This window comes from Streptomyces sp. NPDC048277 (assembly GCF_040652235.1).
In the GTDB taxonomy this organism is placed as follows: domain Bacteria; phylum Actinomycetota; class Actinomycetes; order Streptomycetales; family Streptomycetaceae; genus Streptomyces.
In genome coordinates this window covers 124,294-140,808 of sequence record NZ_JBEZLQ010000005.1, presented here as the reverse complement: position 1 = coordinate 140,808, position 16,515 = coordinate 124,294, and the positions used below count along the sequence as shown (strand labels likewise).

The 16,515-nt window shown below is 72.1% G+C and carries 12 protein-coding genes; 2 read left to right on the top strand and 10 right to left on the bottom strand.

Going from position 1 to position 16,515, the window contains the following annotated elements; translation table 11 throughout:
• Positions 1–36: 36 nt before the first annotated feature.
• The 9 genes from AB0D85_RS13465 to AB0D85_RS13425 form a co-directional block, all read right to left on the bottom strand.
• Positions 37–1,029, bottom strand: a complete 993-nt coding sequence (locus tag AB0D85_RS13465) for a dihydrodipicolinate synthase family protein (RefSeq protein ID WP_362318346.1) — start codon at positions 1,027–1,029, stop codon at positions 37–39.
• Complete coding sequence (locus AB0D85_RS13460; protein ID WP_362318343.1) at positions 1,029–2,651, bottom strand: FAD-dependent oxidoreductase; 1,623 nt, start codon at positions 2,649–2,651, stop codon at positions 1,029–1,031. Before AB0D85_RS13460 ends, AB0D85_RS13465 begins: the two co-directional genes overlap by 1 nt.
• Entirely contained in the window at positions 2,648–4,864 is a 2,217-nt protein-coding gene (locus AB0D85_RS13455) for a trehalase family glycosidase (RefSeq protein WP_362318340.1), read from the bottom strand. The genes AB0D85_RS13460 and AB0D85_RS13455 overlap by 4 nt, the downstream gene beginning before the upstream one ends.
• Positions 4,861–5,700: a dipeptide/oligopeptide/nickel ABC transporter ATP-binding protein gene (locus AB0D85_RS13450; RefSeq protein ID WP_362318337.1), complete on the bottom strand. Its 840-nt coding sequence runs from the start codon at positions 5,698–5,700 to the stop codon at positions 4,861–4,863. Before AB0D85_RS13450 ends, AB0D85_RS13455 begins: the two co-directional genes overlap by 4 nt.
• Positions 5,697–6,728 (bottom strand): ABC transporter ATP-binding protein, encoded by a 1,032-nt coding sequence (locus AB0D85_RS13445; protein ID WP_362318334.1) that lies wholly within the window; start codon positions 6,726–6,728, stop codon positions 5,697–5,699. The genes AB0D85_RS13450 and AB0D85_RS13445 overlap by 4 nt, the downstream gene beginning before the upstream one ends.
• Positions 6,725–8,266 carry an ABC transporter substrate-binding protein gene (locus AB0D85_RS13440; RefSeq protein WP_362318331.1) on the bottom strand — a complete coding sequence of 514 codons (1,542 nt, stop codon included), beginning with the start codon at positions 8,264–8,266 and terminating at the stop codon, positions 6,725–6,727. The genes AB0D85_RS13445 and AB0D85_RS13440 overlap by 4 nt, the downstream gene beginning before the upstream one ends.
• A gap of 98 nt (positions 8,267–8,364) precedes the next feature.
• Complete coding sequence (locus AB0D85_RS13435; protein ID WP_362318328.1) at positions 8,365–9,246, bottom strand: ABC transporter permease; 882 nt, start codon at positions 9,244–9,246, stop codon at positions 8,365–8,367.
• Complete coding sequence (locus AB0D85_RS13430) at positions 9,246–10,172, bottom strand: ABC transporter permease (RefSeq protein WP_362318325.1); 927 nt, start codon at positions 10,170–10,172, stop codon at positions 9,246–9,248. Before AB0D85_RS13430 ends, AB0D85_RS13435 begins: the two co-directional genes overlap by 1 nt.
• On the bottom strand, positions 10,169–11,269 hold the full coding sequence (locus AB0D85_RS13425) for a LacI family DNA-binding transcriptional regulator (protein ID WP_362318321.1): 1,101 nt from the start codon (positions 11,267–11,269) through the stop codon (positions 10,169–10,171). Before AB0D85_RS13425 ends, AB0D85_RS13430 begins: the two co-directional genes overlap by 4 nt.
• 226 nt (positions 11,270–11,495) lie before the next feature.
• Here AB0D85_RS13425 and AB0D85_RS13420 point away from each other — a divergent pair, with 226 nt between their 5' ends.
• Both AB0D85_RS13420 and AB0D85_RS13415 read left to right on the top strand, forming a co-directional pair.
• Positions 11,496–12,380: a phytanoyl-CoA dioxygenase family protein gene (locus AB0D85_RS13420; RefSeq protein ID WP_362318318.1), complete on the top strand. Its 885-nt coding sequence runs from the start codon at positions 11,496–11,498 to the stop codon at positions 12,378–12,380.
• 193 nt (positions 12,381–12,573) lie between these two features.
• Positions 12,574–13,500 (top strand): helix-turn-helix transcriptional regulator, encoded by a 927-nt coding sequence (locus tag AB0D85_RS13415; RefSeq protein WP_362318315.1) that lies wholly within the window; start codon positions 12,574–12,576, stop codon positions 13,498–13,500.
• 120 nt (positions 13,501–13,620) lie between these two features.
• Here the strand turns inward: AB0D85_RS13415 and AB0D85_RS13410 are convergent, their stop codons facing one another.
• Positions 13,621–16,440, bottom strand: a complete 2,820-nt coding sequence (locus AB0D85_RS13410; protein ID WP_362318313.1) for a lectin — start codon at positions 16,438–16,440, stop codon at positions 13,621–13,623.
• Positions 16,441–16,515 lie beyond the last annotated feature (75 nt).

The window sequence follows — 16,515 nt, the reverse complement described above, 5'->3', positions numbered from 1 at the left end:
GCGGGATCGGGTGCCTGGGCGGGATCAGGCTTCGGGTCAGGCTCGTACGAGATGCGCGTCGAGAGGAGCGAGCAGGTCGAGCAGTGCCGTGCGCTCCGCGTCGGAGCACGGTGCGAGGGGCGCGGCGACATGCGGCGGGCACAGGCCTCGTTCGGCCAGGACGGCCTTCACCGCGGGGACACCGGGCCGTACGGTGTGCAGCGCCAGCACCTCGTCGAGCAGCTGCTGCGCGCGCCGCGCGTCACCGTCCCGGCCGTCGCGGTGGGCCCGGAACAGTTCGACGGCCGCCCCGGGCGCCAGATTGGCCACCCCCGGCACCACGCCGTCGGCCCCGAGCCGCAGCGCGTCCAGCGCCTGCCGCTCCGCGCCCTGACTGACCCCGAAGTCGTCGCGCCGGCGGGCCGCGGCGAGGGCGTGGCCGAACAGGGCGAGGTCGCCGGAGCTGTCCTTGATGCCCACCAGGTGTGGAAGGCCGGTCAGTTCGTCGAGCAGGGCGGGGGTCAGCGGGTTGCCGTAGCGGGGGGCGTGGTAGGCGACGACGGGAACGCCGACGCCGGCCAGGGCGGCGTAGTGCGCGACGATCTCGTCGTGCCGGTGGTGGAAGTAGAGGGGCGGGCTGAGCACCAGCGCGTCCGGCTCGGCGGGCCGGACGGCCTCCGCGCGCTCCAGCGCCTCGGCGGTTCCGGGGGCGGTGACGTTGACCAACACCGGTCCGCCGTCGGTCAGTTCCCGCCAGCGTTCGGCCACCCGGGCGGCGAAGTCGCCGAGTTGTGCCGTGGGGAGCAGGGGGCCCTCGCCGTTGCTGCCGAAGAGCATGAGGCCGCGGGCGCCTGCGGCGGCCAGCGCGGCGAGCAGGGGGGCGGCGGCCGGGGCCGAGGGCTCGCCCGGGTGGTCCATGGGGGTGACCAACGGGACGATGACTCCGGACAGCAGGGTGCGGCCGTCGGTGTGTCGTCGTTCGGCCGCGGCGCCGTTGTGGCTGGTCGCGCAGTTCCCCGCGCCCCTTCGGGGCGCTGCAGTACCGTCCATCAGTATCCCCTGATCTCAGGCCAGGCCAGTTCGACTCCGGCGCGGGTGAGTTCGTCCTGGAAAGTGCGCAGGAGGGTGCTGTCCTCGTGCACCTGGTGGGGCTCCAGCCGGTTGTCGAGGCAGTGTGCCGCCAGTGATCCGGCCGCCTCGCCGATGTTCCACTCGACGGGGTGCAGCCGGTAGCAGCCGTTCGTGATGTGGGTGGTGCCGATGTTCTTGCACACCGGCAGCAGGTTCCGCACGCGTACGGGGAGCAGGGCGCCCAGCGGGATCCGGAAGGGGCTGCTGGCCACGTCAATGTAGGTGTCGCCGCCCGTGGAGGGATGCAGGTCGATCCGGTACATCCCGATGCCGACGGAGTCCGGATAGCGCACCGCGCCGCGCTCGCCCCGTACGGCGAGGGACAGGTCCTGTTCGACGATCCGGCGCCGGGCGACGATCCGGCGCGACTCACGGATGTACGGCGCCTTGGCCAGTCCGTCGGCCGTGCCCAGCACATCGCCGCGCAGCCGCAGACCGGGCCAGCCGGTGCCGCCGTCGGGACGGGGGGCCTCGGTCTGGAGCCAGTAGAGCATGCTCATGCTCAGCTCACGGGCTCCCGCCAGATGCCGGTCCCGCTCCTTGTCGTCGACCCCGATCAGCGGCCCTGGCAGGTAGTCGATCATGGGCCAGTTGACGATGGTGACATCGCTCGCGGCGAAGCCCGGCCGGTACAGCTTCCGGGAGACCACCCGGCGGAACTCCCACAGCTCCTTGTCGCCCGCGTCCTTGCTCTGGTCGGCGAGGACCGGCCCCGAGCCTGCGTGCTCGGCGTTCGGGGTGAAGCCGCGCGGTACGGTCTCCAGCGTCCTGGGGTCGGGCGCGCTGAGGCTCAGCAGCCGGTTCGGCCACTGCGGCGGGTGGTAGGCGGCCCAGCCGTCGTAGCCCGCCGGCCGGTCGACGGTGTGGTCCTCGCCGGCCCGGTGGTCGACGGCGAACACCCAGGAGAACGCCTGCATGTTGGCCGGCTGGGCCTCGTCGGGTGCGCTCGGCTCACCCGTGTCCCGCCGCGACTCGAAGCCCGTCACATGTTCGGTGCCGGTCAGCGGCAGCAGGTCGCCGAGTTCCGTCGCGTCCAGGACGTATGGCGCCGACACCTCGACCCGGGTGCCGTCCGGGCCTTCGACGACCACGGAGCGTACCCGGTCGCCGTCCACGGCAGCGGCCACCGGGCGGTGCCGGTACAGGATCCGCAGCCGGCCGGCGGCCACGTACGGCGCGACCATGGCCTCCAACACGGCGGCGCCCACCCTCGGTTCGTGGCAGAGCGCGCTCACGCGGCCCTCGCCCGGGTTGAGATACGGGCGCCGCCTGGCCTCGTCGGTGAGCGGGTACCAGGTCCGGTAGTGGTCCCGGATCGCCTCGCGCAGCGCGCGGTAGGTACGGGTGGCGCCGAACTGCTCGATCCAGGCGTGCTCGTCGGGCGGTACGCCCTGGCTGGTGAGCTGACCGCCGATCCAGTCGGTCTCCTCGGTGAGCAGGACCGACCGCCCCCGGTCGAGGGCGGCCAGCGCCGCGGCCACGCCGCCGAGGCCCCCGCCGACGACGAGGATGTCCGTGACCGCCGACGTCGGCGCACTCATGAGCCGCTCCCCTCCCGTACGTCATCCGCACTGTCCGCGCCGTCGCCGTCCGCACCGTCGCCCGGCTCCCGGTCCGGGCCGAACGTGAACCTCCGAGGTCCGCCGCCCCGTACGTCCACCGGTACGGGCGGGCCGCCCGGCGGGGTGACCAGCAGGTCGCCGTCCCCCTCGGCGATCCCACTGACCCGGTCGACGGTCCGCCGGTAGCCCCGTACGACGACACCGGGCGCCATGTCCAGCAGGACCCGTCCGTCGAGGTGGACGGTGAGCCGAGCGGCCGCCCGGACGTCGAGACGGCCCTCGCCGAGCGGCAGGTTGCACAGCTCGGCCGGCTCGCCCGGGTGGGCGAACCGCCAGCCGTCGGAGCGCGCGTCGGCCAGTTCGCCGAAGGCGAGGTACGCCAGCAGGCCTCCCCAGGCCATCAGCCCGTCCGAACGTTTCTGAAAGCTCGTCAGGTTCTCTCCCTCGACGGCCGGATAGTTCTCCCTGACGTGGCCGTACTCCCGCCACTCGTCGAGAAACAGCCGCAGCAGGGCCCTCACCACCGGCCGGCTCAACTCGTTCAGCCCGTACCGCCGCAGCCCGCGCACGGCGAGGTACGCCATCGGTGCCCAGATCCGGCCCCGCCAGTAAGTCGCGGCGAAGCCGGGGTCGTTGCGGGCCACACTGGGCAACGGCCGTACACCGCCGAGCACTTCGGGCCGCAGCAGATCGGCGGCGACGGCCGCCGCACGATCGGCGTCCGGCAACCCGCCGAGCAGCGCGTACAGCATCGTCGGGGAGACGTGCGGATCATGCGCGCCCGCCGAGGTGAGGTTGCGGTAGCCGGTGCGCTCACCGTCCCACAGCAGCCGGTCGGCGACCGCCCGGGCCGTGGCCGCCTCGGCGCTCAGCCGGTCGGCCGTCGTCTGCTCCCCCAGGATGCCGGCGATCTCGGCCAGGGCCTCGGCGTCGGCGATGTGCAGGGCGTTGAGGCCGACGTCGGCGAGGTCCATGGTGTGGGTCACCGGGTCGTACCGGGCCTCGTCGTACATCGGTGAATCGTCCAGCCCCGACTCCCGTTTCGCCCGGTCCAGGGTCGCCGAGGCGGAGTCGCCCGGGATCGGGTCGGACCCCCAGGCGAGCAGCCCGTACGGCCCACGGCGGGCCCGGGGCCACCAGTCGTGCCAGGCCAGCAGCGCCGGGTAGGTGTCGTCGAGGAGCGCCGTGTCGCGGGTCGCGTGCGACAGACCACCGGCCAGATAGGCCTGATAGACCGTCAGCGCGCCGACCGGCGGCTGCGAACGGTCGTCGGTGCGGCCCCTGTCGTCCGAGACCCGGTTCGGGATCATGCCGGACTCGTCCGCGTAGGGGAGGATCTGCTGGAAGATGCCGCGCGCGTAGTCGCGGTCGACGGCCGAGGCGGCGAGGCCGGTGAAGAAGGTGTCCCAGGCGTGCAGGGCCCAGGTGCCGTAGAAGCCTTTGCGTTCGGCGCAGACGAAATCCCTTGAGGTCGGGGTGAGGACGCGGCCGATGTCGGGGGCGTAGACGGTGTTCCAGGTGACGGCCCTGGTCAGGGCGTCGGCGGCGGCGCCGAGCCAGCCGCCGGAACGCAGCCGGGTCCGGTCGGCGTCGGCACGGCGGGCCGCGAGGACGGTACCGGTCCCGGTCACCGTGCCGGGTGCGTCGGCCGGCGCGATCCGTAGGTCCACCGTGCCGGGAGCGGCATCGGGCCCGTCGAACGCCAGCACCAGCGCGTGTGCCGGGCCCTCGATCCTGCGGGCGGGCGACGAGGCGGTGACGGTCCAGCGAAGGCCACCCGCGAGGACGGCTCCGGCCAGGTCTTCCGCCGTTTCTGCTCCGTCCGCTTCGACTGTCCCGTCCGCTTCGACTGCTCCGTCCACCGACACCACGAGCCGTCCCGTGGTCTCGGCGCGGACGTGCAGGACGTCCTCCGGTCCGCCCGCGAGGACCAGCCGCAGCCGGTGGCCCGCCGCCCGCACCGTCACCTCGGCGTAGCTGCCGTCCACGGTGTGCGGACCGAGCCGTTCGAGTCCGTCGCGCCAGGTGAACCCGTCGAGCACCGGGCCCTCGGGGCCGAGCAGACCGAACCGCACCCGCGGCCCGGACGGCAGCCGGCTCATACCGGTGTGCGTCCGGACGTCCCAGGTGTTCCAGCCGGTCGGCGCCGGAGTCACGGTGGGGTGCCCCTGTCCTGTCCCGCGCACGCTCATACGACCGCCTTGCCGTCGGCGGTGCCGTCACCCGGCACCGCGTCGTCCAGGTCCAGGGCCGCGTCCAGCAGCGCCCGGGTGTACTCGTGTCGCGGTGCGGTCAGCACCTCGCCGGTCCTGCCCTCCTCCACGATCACGCCCCGGCGCATCACCGCCACCCGGTCGGCGATCTGGTGCACCACCCCCAGGTCGTGCGAGATGAACAGCATCGCGAGCCGGTGCCTGCCACGCAGGTCGACCAGCAGCCGCAGGATCTGGGCCTGCACCGACACGTCGAGCGCCGACACCGCCTCGTCGCACACCAGCAGCCGGGGTCGTACCGCCAGTGCTCTGGCGATGCTGACCCGCTGGCACTGACCGCCCGACAGATCCCCGGCGCGCCGTGCCGCCACCTCGGGGTCGAGCCCCATGTCGGCGAGGAGCCGGTGCAGTGCCTCGGTGCGGTCGCCCTTGGGTGCGGTGACCGGGTGGGTGCTCCAGACCTCGGCGATGATCGCGGCGACCGTCATCCGCGGGTTCAGCGACGACCGCGGGTCCTGGAACACCATCTGCACCGCGCGCTGCAGCTCGGGCGGCCGGCGCCCCGCGCGGCCGAGCGGCCGTCCCTCGAAGGTGACCGTCCCGGCGCCGGGCCGCAGCAGCCCGGCCACGCACCGGGCCACGGTGGTCTTGCCGGACCCCGACTCGCCGACCAGCCCGAGTGTCTCCTCTGGTGCCACCGACAGACTCACCCCGGCCACGGCGGCCCGGCCGCGCCGGCCTCCGTAGGTGACCCGGAGATCCCGCACGTCGAGGAGTGCGGGCGCAGGGGCGCGGTCCCGTTCACTTGTGCTCACGTCCCCAGCACCTCCTCGGCGAAGTGGCAGGCGCTCCAGCGTCCCGGCGCCGCCTCCCGCACCTGCGGCACCTCGTCGCGGCACCGGGCGCGGGCCAGGGGGCAGCGCGGGTGGAACGCGCAGCCGGCCGGCCGGTTCGCCGGGGTCGCCGGGGCGCCCGGCAGCGGATCGGCCAGTGCGGTACGGGTTCTGACGGCGGGCACGCTGCGCACCAGGGCGGCGGTGTACGGATGGGCGGGCCGCCGCAGCAGGTCACGGGCGGGCCCGCGCTCGCAGACCCGTCCCGCGTACATCACCACGACCTGTTCGGCGACGTGCGACACGACCCGCAGGTCATGGCTGACCAGCAGCATCGCCAGGCCGTCCGCCGCCTGGATGCCGGCCAGCAGCCGCAGGATCCGGGACTGCACGGTGACGTCGAGCGCGGTGGTCGGCTCGTCGGCGAGCAGCAGTTCGGGGTTTCCGGCCAACGCCATGGCGATCACGGCGCGTTGACGCAGACCTCCGGAGAGTTCGTGCGGGTAGGCACGCATCCGCCGCGCGGGCTCCGGTACACCGGCCCGGTCGAGGAGTTCGACGACCCGGCGGTTCACCTCGGCTCGCGGCAGCCGGTCGCGGCGTGGCACCTCACCGACCTGACGGCCGATCCGCTGGGTCGGGTTCAGCGCGGCGAGCGGGTCCTGGAAGATCATCGCGATCTCCCGGCCGCGTACCGCGCGGCGCCGGGCCGGGTCGGCGGTGATCAGGTCCTCGCCGTGCCAGAGCAGCCGGCCGGCCAGGGTGGCGCCCTCGGGTGGCAGGCCCAGGACGGCGTGCGCGGTCATGGTCTTTCCGCTGCCCGACTCGCCGATCAGCCCCACGGTGGTGGCACGGGGCACGTCGAAGGAGACGCCGTCCACGACGCGGGTCCGGGTGCCGTGCGGGCCGGGCAGTTCCACCACCAGGTCGTCGATGCGCAGGACCGGCCCGTCGGTCGCGGGCGCCGCTTTCCCGGCGCCGTGTTCGCGTGCGGTTCCGGCGGGGGTCACGAGCCGCCGGTCCGTACGGTGGCGAAGTCCGGCAGTCCGCTGGCGTCGGGGACGAAGCCCTTGAGGTCGCTGTTCCAGGCATACGCGATGCTCACCGACATGGGGTACATCCCGACCGCGTCCTGCCAGATGATCCGGCTCGCCTGCCCGTAGAGATCGGTGCGCTTCTGCTTGTCGGCGGTCGCTCCCGCCGCCGCCAGCAGGGTGTCCAACCGCTTGTTGCAGTAGCCGTTCCGTTTGGCCGCGCAGGTGTAGAGGCGGCCGAGGTTGCTGGCCGCGTCGTAGCTGGGGGTGGCCAGCTGCTGGAAGTTGATGTCCCACTTGCGCGCGATCAGGTCCTCCGTGAAGGCGGCCTGTTCCTTCTCCAGCGGGTCCACCTGTACCCCGACCTTCTGGAGGTCCGAGACGACGGCCTGGATGAAGGGCCGGAACTCGGCGTTGGCGAACTGGAGGCGGAGTTTCTTCGAGAAGTCGTAGCCGGCGGCGGTGAGCGCCGCCTTGGCGGCGGCCGGGTCGTAGGCGACGGGCGGCTGCGCCACATGGCCGAGGACGACGCCGGTCACGGGCGCGTCGGCCGCCTTGCCGGTGTCGGGGTAGAGCTTGCCGATGATGGTCCTGAAGTCGACCGCCTGCCAGATCGCCCTGCGCACCTTCGCGTCCTTGAGGGCGGGGACCGAGGAGTTGAACCACATGGTGAACTCGGCGCTGCTGGGCACGGTCCGTACCGTCAGGCCCTTCTGGCCCTGCAGGGAGGCGAGTTGGTCGTCCGGGATGCCCCACGCGACGTCCACCTCGCCCGTGCGCAGTGCGGTCAGGCGGGCCGCGAGCTCGGGGATGTTCCGCACGGTGACCTTGCGGAGCGCGGGCTCGGTGCCCCGGTACTTCTTGTTGGGCACCAGCACCAGCGACTCGCTCGGGGTGAACGCGCTCACGGTGAACGGGCCCGAGCCGACGGGGTGGTTGAAGAAGGCGGTGTCGTCCTTGCCGACGCCCGACGGGAGGACGTAGAAGGTGCCGAGTTTGCCGGGGACGGACGCGTCGGGGGCCGGGCTGTGCAGGACCACTTCGGTGGGTGAGGTCTTGGTGATCGTGTCGCCCGGGAAGTTGCCTGCGTTGGGGCCGTTGAGGCTGATCATCCGCTGGAAGGAGGCGACCACGTCGTCGGCGTCGAGCGCGGACCCGTCGGAGAACATCACGCCGGGGCGCAGCGTGAACGTCCATTCCGTGACGTCCTTGTTGGGCTTCCAGGAGGTGGCCAGGTCGCCTTGGAGCGTGCCGTCCGCGTCGGGTTTCACGAGTCTGCTGAAGATCTCCTGGGCCGCCAACTGCGTTCCCGTGGAGGCGCCTTGGGCACCGTGCGGGTCCAGGCTCTCGATCGGGTAGGTGCCGGCGACCGTGACGTCGCCCGCGGCGCCGGAACCGCCTCCGCCGTCGCCGCCGGTCGTCGTCGTACAGGCGGCGAGGAGTGCCGCGCCCGCCGTGGCGGTGACGGCGAGCCGGATCAGCCGGCTGCGCCCTTGCTCACGCGTCCTGGTCATGGTGGTGCTCCTGTCGATCGAGGGTCGGTCGGAGTCATCCGGGGGTGGGGCGCTGTGCACGGCTGCTCATGGCGGCGAGTCGCTGTGTGTCCGTGGGGTCAGTCGGAGCGGCCGCGCCCGTAGCGGGCGGTGAGCTGGTCGCCGAGGATGCCTGTGTTGACGATGAGGAGGGACAGGGCGATCCCCGGCAGGGTGGAGATCCACCACTGTGTTTCGAGGTACTCCTTGCCGTTCGCGATGGTCTGCCCCCAGGACACGGTCGACGGGGGCAGGCCGATACCGAGGAAGCTGAGCCCTGCCTCCGCCAGCACCACCAGCGCGAACTCCAGCGTGGCGAGGGCGACGACCGGTCCCGCCGTGAACGGGAGGACGTGCCGGGCGAGGATGGTCCGGCCCGGGACTCCCAGTACCCGGGCGGCGTCGACCCAGGGCCGTTCCCGGAGGGAGAGCGTGATGCCCCGGGTGACGCGGGCGAAGCCGATCCAGCCGGTCGCCGAGAGCGCGAGGACGACCAGCAGGACACTGCGCTCGAAGGCGCCCGCGATCACGATCGCGAGCAGGATCGCGGGAAACGCCAGCAGGATGTCGAAGATCCGGGCGAGTACGGCGTCGGCGGCGCCGCGGAAGTAGCCGGCGACGGCGCCGAGGAGCACGCCGACGGCACAGGAGAGCGCGACCGTGGAGACACCGATGAGCACCGCCGTCCTGGCCCCGTAGACGATCTGGGCCAGCAGGTCGCGGCCGAGCCCGTCGGTGCCGAGCCAGGCGGTGCCTCCGGTGGACGTCCTGGAGCCGGGAGCGAGCAGCCGGTCCTCCAGTGACGTGTGCACCGGGTCGTAGTGGATCAGCAGCGGTCCGGCGGCGGCGACCAGCAGGTAGCAGCCCACGAACAGGGCGGGGACGAGGGAGAGAAGGGGGCGGCGCCGTGCCCGCCGCGCGGCCGTCGTCGACCGCTCGGCGGCTACGGTGAGGCCGGCCATCAGACGGCTCCCGTCCGGATCCGCGGATCCAGCTGGGCGATGAGCAGATCGGCCATCAGGTTCAGTACGACGACGATGCCGGCGATCAGGAGCGTGGCGCCCTGCACGACCGTGTAGTCCCGGTTGGCCACGGCCTCCACCACCAGCGATCCGAGACCGGGCCAGGCGAACACGTTCTCGACGATCACCGCGCCGCCCACCAGGGCCCCGACCTGGACGCCGACCACGGTCACCACCGGGATCAGCGAGTTGCGCAGGGCGTGCCCGAGCAGTACCTGACGCTCGGTCAGTCCCTTGGAGCGGGCGGTCCTGATGTACTCCTCGCGCATCGTCTCCGCGAGGCTCGTCCGGGTCAGCCTGGCGATGATCGCGACGAACGGGAACGAGAGGGTGACGGCGGGCAGCACCAGATGCTGGGGCGTGCCGACGCCGGAGCTGGGCAGCACGCGCAGACTCAGCGCGAAGACCAGTACCAGCATGATGCCGATCCAGAACGTGGGGAACGACTGGAGGGCGATGGTGCAGGCCGAGACCACCCGGTCCAGCACCCCGCCCGGCCGGCCGCCGGCCAGCATGCCGAGCGTCAGTCCGACGATCACCGCGATCACGGTGGCGGTCAGCGTGAGGTCGATCGTGGCGGGCAGCCGGTCGAGGACCGCGCCCATGGCGGGCCTGCCGAGCCAGTGCGACTGGCCGAAGTCGAGCCGGCAGACGTCGCCGAGGTAGCTGAGGTACTGCGCGCCGAGCGGCCGGTCGAGTCCGAGCTGGGCGCGCAGGCTGTCGATCTGGCTCCGGTCGGCGTTCGGCCCGAGCAGGACCGTCGCGGGGTCGCCGGGCGCGGCCCGGACGATGAGGAAGATCAGCGAGGCGGCGCCCCACATCACGAAGACCCCGATGAGCAGCCGGTGCACGATCATCCGGATCATGTCCCCGGCCTCCCGCCCCCGGTACCGGCCGGCCCGATCGAGTCGCCGGGTACGAAGACGCAGGGCACCGTCAACTGGCGCGGCTCGGGGGTCTCCTGGTCGAGCAGCTCGACCAGCAGCCGTACCGCTTCCCCCGCCATCTGGGCGCGGGGCAGCGAGAACCGCGTCCAGTTCCGCGACTCCGGGGTCCAGGACGGCGGATCGCCCAGCAGCGCCAGCGAGCAGTCCTCCGGGAACCGGACCCGCCGCGTGCCGGCCAGCGTCGCCAGCGCCTCGGTGAGCCGGTTGTCCTCGGTCGGCTCGACCAGCAGGGCGGTGATCCCCAGCTCGCCGATCCACCCTTCGAGCCGCTCGGCCGTCAGGTCCGCCGGATCGGTCAGGCTCAGGATCGGCGCCTCCTCCGGGGCGATTCCGGCCTCGGCCAGCCCGCGCCGGTAGCCCTCCTCGCGGTCCCTGGTGGGTTCGCCGTCCTCCAGGGCCCGCAGATACAGGAGCCGCCGGTGGCCGAGTCGCGCCAGCTCCGCGACGAGCGCGGCGGTCGCCGAGACGTAGTCGGCGGCCACGTAGGAGAGTTCACCGTCGTCCACCTCACGGCGTCCGACGAAGACGAAGGGGAAGTCCTCCCGGACCAGCGCCGACAGCTCCTCGCGGCGGACGTTCCTGCCGAGCAGGACACAACCGTCCGCGATCTTCAGCCGGTTGGTCCCGCCGGCGTAGATCGACCGCCCGGCCGTCGCGGCACCGGACGCGCCCCCGCCGGAGCAGAACAACAGCAGGTCGTAGCCCTGCCGTGCCGTCTCCTCCTCCACGCCGAGCAGGAACGGGTAGTAGAAGTCACGCTGGTCGGTCGGGAACACCGACTCGAAGGTGTACAGCCCGAGCAGCCGGTTCCGGCCGCCCTTCAGGCTGCGTGCGGCGACGTTGGCCGCGTAGCCCAGTTCCTCGGCCGCCGCCAGCACGGCCCGACGGGTCGGTTCCGCGATCTGCGCACTCGCCGCGCCTCCGCTGATCACCAGCGACACCGTCGCCTGGGAGACGCCGGCGCGCCGGGCGATGTCCCGCTGGGTGGAGCGTCTACGCCGTTCGGGAGGGACCATGAGCACTCCCTAATACGTATTAGCAAGTGCCGAAAAACGCTACTCGGATGCGGCGAAAAGCGTCAAGAGTCGTGAACTGCCTTTGTCAGCACTGTTTCTGACAGATGATCCGATCCTGCGGTGTGACCGGATTCGCCATCCCGGTGCGCGGGCGAGCCATGGCACGCGGACGCGAAGTTCAGGACCATCGGAAGCGCGATCGCATCCCGGCGAGGAGGGGAACCCGATGACCGTCCGCACCGGTGCGGAGCACACCGCCACCGCCGACGACGACCTCATGTCCCGCTTCGACCGGGACGGTTACGCCGTGCTGCCGGATGCCCTGGCGCCGGAGGAGGTGGCTGAGCTGCGTGCGGAGACCGTGCGGATCTGCCGGGGCGAGCGAGGCTTCGTCGAGGGTGCGCCGCCGCCGGTCGCGGGCGAGAGCGACGACGACACCGTACGGCGGTTCCTGTGCGTGCACTATCCGCACAAGCTGTCGGCGCTCATGCTCGACACCATGCGCCATCCCGCCGTCGTCGGACCCCTGGCCCAAGTGATCGGTCCCGACATCAAGGCGATGCAGTCGATGCTGTTCGTCAAGTCCGAGGGCAGGCCGGGTCAGGCCTGGCACCAGGACGAGATGTTCATCCCCACCCGGGACCGGTCCCTGACCGCCGCCTGGCTCGCCCTCGACGACGCCACCGTCGACAACGGCTGCCTGTGGGTCCTGCCGGGTTCGCACCGGCCCGGCGTCATCTACCCCAACCGGCAGCACGACGACGCCCGTTACGACTGCACAGCCGAGTCCTACGGCTTTCCCTACGACGAGACCGCCGCCGTGCCCGTCGAGATCGCCGCCGGATCGGTGCTGCTCTTCAACGGCTACCTGCTGCACAAGTCGCTGCCCAACACCGGCCGGCGGGGCTTCCGGCGGGCCCTGGTCAACCACTACATGAGCGCCTCGTCCCTGCTCCCCTGGGCACCCCCCGAGGCCGAAGTGCCCATGGCCCAGGCCGACTTCAGGGACATCGTGCTGGTCACGGGCCGGGACCCGTACGCCTACAAAGGCACCACCGACATCCGCACACCCCGGGTACGGCGCGACCGGTCCGGAGGCTGCGACAGGTGACGCGGTGACGGGGGCTGCGGGAGGTGAGGCGACGACGGGGGCTGGGAGAGGCCACGCAGAGGCGGCGGCTGCGACAGGCGAGGCAGCGACGGCGGGTCCGGCAGGTGACGCAGCGACGGGAGCTGCGAAAGGTGACGCAGGAGCGGCGGCTCCGGCAGGTGACGCAGGAGCGGCGGCTGCGACAGGCGAGCCCGTGGTGGGCCGCGCCGGACCCGTTCCGCCCCTGCTCGCCCTCGCCCCGATGCTCCTGGCCCGGCTCGGTCCCGCGGTCGCCGACTACCCGCCCGGGTCGGTCTTCGGCCCCAGGGACGCGGGGTCGTACGAGTTCGTCTGGCTGCTGCACGGGAGCGCCCGCTGGGTCTGCGGGGACCTGACCGTACCCCTGACGCCCAGTGCGCTGCTGCTCGTGCGGCCCGGAATGCGCGACACCTTCCACTGGGACACCCGCCGCCCCACCCGGCATGCCTACGCGCACTTCCGGCTGTCGCCCGCCGTACGGGGCCCCGACGTCCCCGACGACACCGGCTGGCCGGTCGTCCGGGACCTGACGGGGCGGGGCGATCCGATGGCCGCGCTCTGCCAGTACCTGCTGACTCTCGGCGCGACCCGCCCCCCGGCCTGGGAGCGGCACGCCGAGGAGACCCTGCGGCTGCTGCTCTTCACCTTCGTGCACGGCACCGGCCCGGAGACCGGCGCGCGGCCGCTCCCGGAGCCGCTGGTCGCCATGATGGCCGCGGTCCGCTCCCACTGGTCGGACGGCGTCGCCCGGCCGCTCGCCCTGCCACGGCTGGCGCGCGCGGCCGGAGTCTCGGAGAGCACACTGTCCCGAATCTGCCGACGGCACCTCGGCGTCGGCCCCGTGGCAGCGCTGGAACGGCTCAGGCTGGCGAGGGCCGAGCCGCTGCTGTGGCTGAGCAACCTCTCGCTCCGCGCCATAGCGGTCCAGTGCGGCTTCGCCGACGCGTACCACTTCTCCCGCCGGTTCCGGGCCGTCTACGGGATGTCCCCGAGCGCCTTCCGCAGGGTCCCGCCCGAATCGGCCCCACCGTCCCCGCTCACCGACGGCGCGCTCTCCGCGCTCCAGGCTCTGGCCCCGCCGCCCCCGCATCCGGGCCGGTGACCGGGGCCCCGGCGAGGAGCCGGAGACGGCGACGGGCGGCGGCGGACGCGGGGACGGCTGTTACGGCGAGACGTCCGGGCGGGGCGGTCGGGCGGGGCGGTCGGCTGCCCCGCCGTCGCCTCAGCTCGGCAGTTTCCAGTTCTGGGCCGCCGTACCGTTACAGGTGTACAGCTGGAGCTGGGTGCCGTTCGCGGTCGAGGAGTTGGGGTCGTCCAGGCACAGGTTCGACTCGGGGTTGACCAGGGACCCGTTGGCGCCGGCGGTCCACTGCTGGGCACCGGTGCCGTTGCAGGTCCACAGCTGGATCAGGGTGCCGTTGGTGGTCCCGCTGTGATCGGCGTCCAGGCACTTGCCGAGGGAGCGGACCGTTCCGTCACCGGCGACGATCCAGTCCTGGGCGTACGTGTCGTCGCAGCCCCAGATCTGAACATGGGTGCCGTCGGAGGTGCCCGAGGAGGCGACGTCCGCGCACAGGCCGGAGCCCACCGAGGAGCCCAGGGTGCCGATCCGCGGCGAGGCCGGCGCCGTGGTGTCCCCCGCGTACGAGGGCGGGGCGGCGGTGGCCGCGGTCGCCCACGAGGTGTTGGCGCCGGTGCCCAGCGTGAAGTCCAGCGTGCCGCCGGCCGTGATCGCCGTGGTGGGAGCGTAGGCGTTGTTCCACGCCGTTCCGTTCCACGCCGCGGACTGGACGTAGGGGGCGTTGTCGGCGGCGCCGTTGCCGTTGACCGTCAGCGTGTTGCCCGAGGGAAGGGTGACCACGGCCTGCGTGAACAGCGGTGATCCCAGGGCCAGATCGGAGGTTCCGGGCGTCTCGGGGAACATGCCGAGCGCCGACCAGACGTACCAGGCGCTCATCGCGCCGAGATCGTCGTTGCCGTCGGCGAGGCCGCCCGGGGTGTTCGACCAGATCTGGTCCTGGATCGCCCGCACCGTGCCCTGCGTCTTGTAGGGCTGCCCCGTGTAGTCGTACTCCCACGGCAGTTCGATGCTCGGTTCGTTGCCGACCCAGGCGTAGCCGTCGGCGCCGGTGTAGCTGCGCAGCACGGTGTCCAGGTAGTGGTTCATCGCGGTGTTGCCGCCCTTGGCGTGCGTCAGGCCGCCGATGTCGAACGGGACCATCCCGGTGTAGATCCACGAGTCGGCCTCGACCATGTCGGTGCCGCTGGTGGGGTCGAAACCACCGGTCCACGAGCCACTGGCGTTACGCGGTTCCACGAAACCGGAGGCCGGGTTGAGCACGTTGCGCCAGTCCTGCGCGCGGTTGGCGTACGTCTTCTGGTTCGCGGTGTCGCCGAGCGCCCCGGCCATCGCGGAGAGCGCGAAGTCGGCGGTGTCGTACTCCAGGGTGGTGGCCACCGGACCGTAGAAGTTGCAGCAGCCGTAGCTGCCGTCGTGCGGCATGTATCCCGGCGAGTTCAGGTAGGCGAGGCCGGGCCGGTCGTTGTTGGCCGTGCTCGCCTGCTTGACCATGTCGGCCAGGGCGGTCGTCGCGTCGAAGCTCCGGGCGCCGAAGGCGTAGTAGTCGGCGAGGATGGCGTCCGCCGGGTCACCGACCATGACGTACGACTCGCCGTTGTTCTCCGACCACTTGGGGAAGATCCCGGTCTGCGCGTAGTCGTCGACCATCGACTGCGCGGTGTCGGAGGCGGCCTGGGGAGCGACCAGGGCTTCGAGCTGGGCCTGCGAACGGTAGATGTCCCAGCCGGAGTAGTTCGCGTACACCGCGCTGTGGCCGGCGTCCACGGTGTGCGTCTTCCCGTCGAAGCCGTAGTACTGGCCGTTGGTGTCGCTGATCACGTTCGGGTGCAGCAGCGAGTGGTAGAGCGCGGTGTAGAAGGTCTGCTGCTGCGCGGCCGTCCCGCCGGCGATCTGTACCTTGCCGAGCGTGCTGTTCCACGCGTTCTGCGCCGCGGTGCGGGTCGCGTCGAAGTCCCAACCGGCGTTCTCCGCAGTCCGGTTGGCGACCGCGTTCGCCACCGACACGTAGGAGATGCCGACCTTGGCCTGCACGACCGGGTTGGACGTGGTGTCGAAGGTGACGTAGCCGTTCGAGGCGGCGACATCGGGTGCGGCGCCGGCCTCCGCGGACTTCATGGACTTCGTGGACTTCGTGGTCGTCGAGGACTTCGACGACTTCGAGTTCGAAGCGCTGGGGTTCTTGCCGTGCAGCACCGGCTTGTTGGGCTTCTCGGCGGCGTTCTTCGACGCCTTGGCGGGCGCCGGGGAAGCCGCGGTCGACGCCTGGGCGAGCGAGCTGCCCTGCGAGGCGAACGGCTGGTCGAAGACCATGTCGAAGTAGACGGTGTACGTGTTCGAGGCGCCGCAGAAGTGGCCGCTGGTCACCTGCCCGCTCACCTCGGTGCTCGACACCTTGGTGAACTGTGTCGACGTGGCACCGTTCTGACTGCCCGTCAACTTGAAGACCAGATTGGCCTGGCTGGTCGAGGGGAAGGTGAAGCGCGCCATACCGCTGCGCGTCGTGGTGGTCAGCTCGGTGGTCACCTGGTTGTCGAGCGCGACCTTGTACGACCCTGCGGACGCCGACTCGTCGGCGTGCGAGAACGTGTCCGTCGCGCCGGTGTTCACGGCCCCGACCGTGGGCAGCACCGGTATGTCACCGGCCGCCCCACAGCCCGGCCCGGCGATGTGGGTCAGGCTGAAACCGGTGATCGACGAGTCGTTGTACTCGTAGCCCCCGCCGTCGGGACGCGACGGGGTGTCCGGGCTCCACTGCACCATGCCGAACGGGACGTCGGCGCCCGGGAAGTCGTCGGCCTGGTTCGACGTGCCGATGAACGGGTTGACCAGCGTCGCCGGCGCGGTGACGAGCGCGGCCTTCCCGGCCGCCCACGCAGGCGTGCACAGCCCGGCCGCGGCCAGCGCCGCGGCCGCGAGGAGACCGATCGCCATGGTTCCGGGGGGTCTCAACAGTCGTGTCATCGCGGGGTTTTCTCCTCTACTCGGAAGCGAGGCCGACAACGTTGTCTTCGTGCCGGGAAAGCGACCCCGGGCGAT

What these genes read in the sequence shown, in the direction of transcription:
- AB0D85_RS13465 (WP_362318346.1), bottom strand. Translation starts at nt 1,029, where the DNA reads ATGGACGGTACTGCAGCGCCCCGAAGGGGCGCGGGGAACTGCGCGACC.
- AB0D85_RS13460 (WP_362318343.1), bottom strand. Translation starts at nt 2,651, where the DNA reads ATGAGTGCGCCGACGTCGGCGGTCACGGACATCCTCGTCGTCGGCGGG.
- AB0D85_RS13455 (WP_362318340.1), bottom strand. Translation starts at nt 4,864, where the DNA reads ATGAGCGTGCGCGGGACAGGACAGGGGCACCCCACCGTGACTCCGGCG.
- AB0D85_RS13440 (WP_362318331.1), bottom strand. Translation starts at nt 8,266, where the DNA reads ATGACCAGGACGCGTGAGCAAGGGCGCAGCCGGCTGATCCGGCTCGCC.
- AB0D85_RS13435 (WP_362318328.1), bottom strand. Translation starts at nt 9,246, where the DNA reads ATGGCCGGCCTCACCGTAGCCGCCGAGCGGTCGACGACGGCCGCGCGG.
- AB0D85_RS13430 (WP_362318325.1), bottom strand. Translation starts at nt 10,172, where the DNA reads ATGATCCGGATGATCGTGCACCGGCTGCTCATCGGGGTCTTCGTGATG.
- AB0D85_RS13425 (WP_362318321.1), bottom strand. Translation starts at nt 11,269, where the DNA reads ATGGTCCCTCCCGAACGGCGTAGACGCTCCACCCAGCGGGACATCGCC.
- AB0D85_RS13420 (WP_362318318.1), top strand. Translation starts at nt 11,496, where the DNA reads ATGACCGTCCGCACCGGTGCGGAGCACACCGCCACCGCCGACGACGAC.
- AB0D85_RS13410 (WP_362318313.1), bottom strand. Translation starts at nt 16,440, where the DNA reads ATGACACGACTGTTGAGACCCCCCGGAACCATGGCGATCGGTCTCCTC.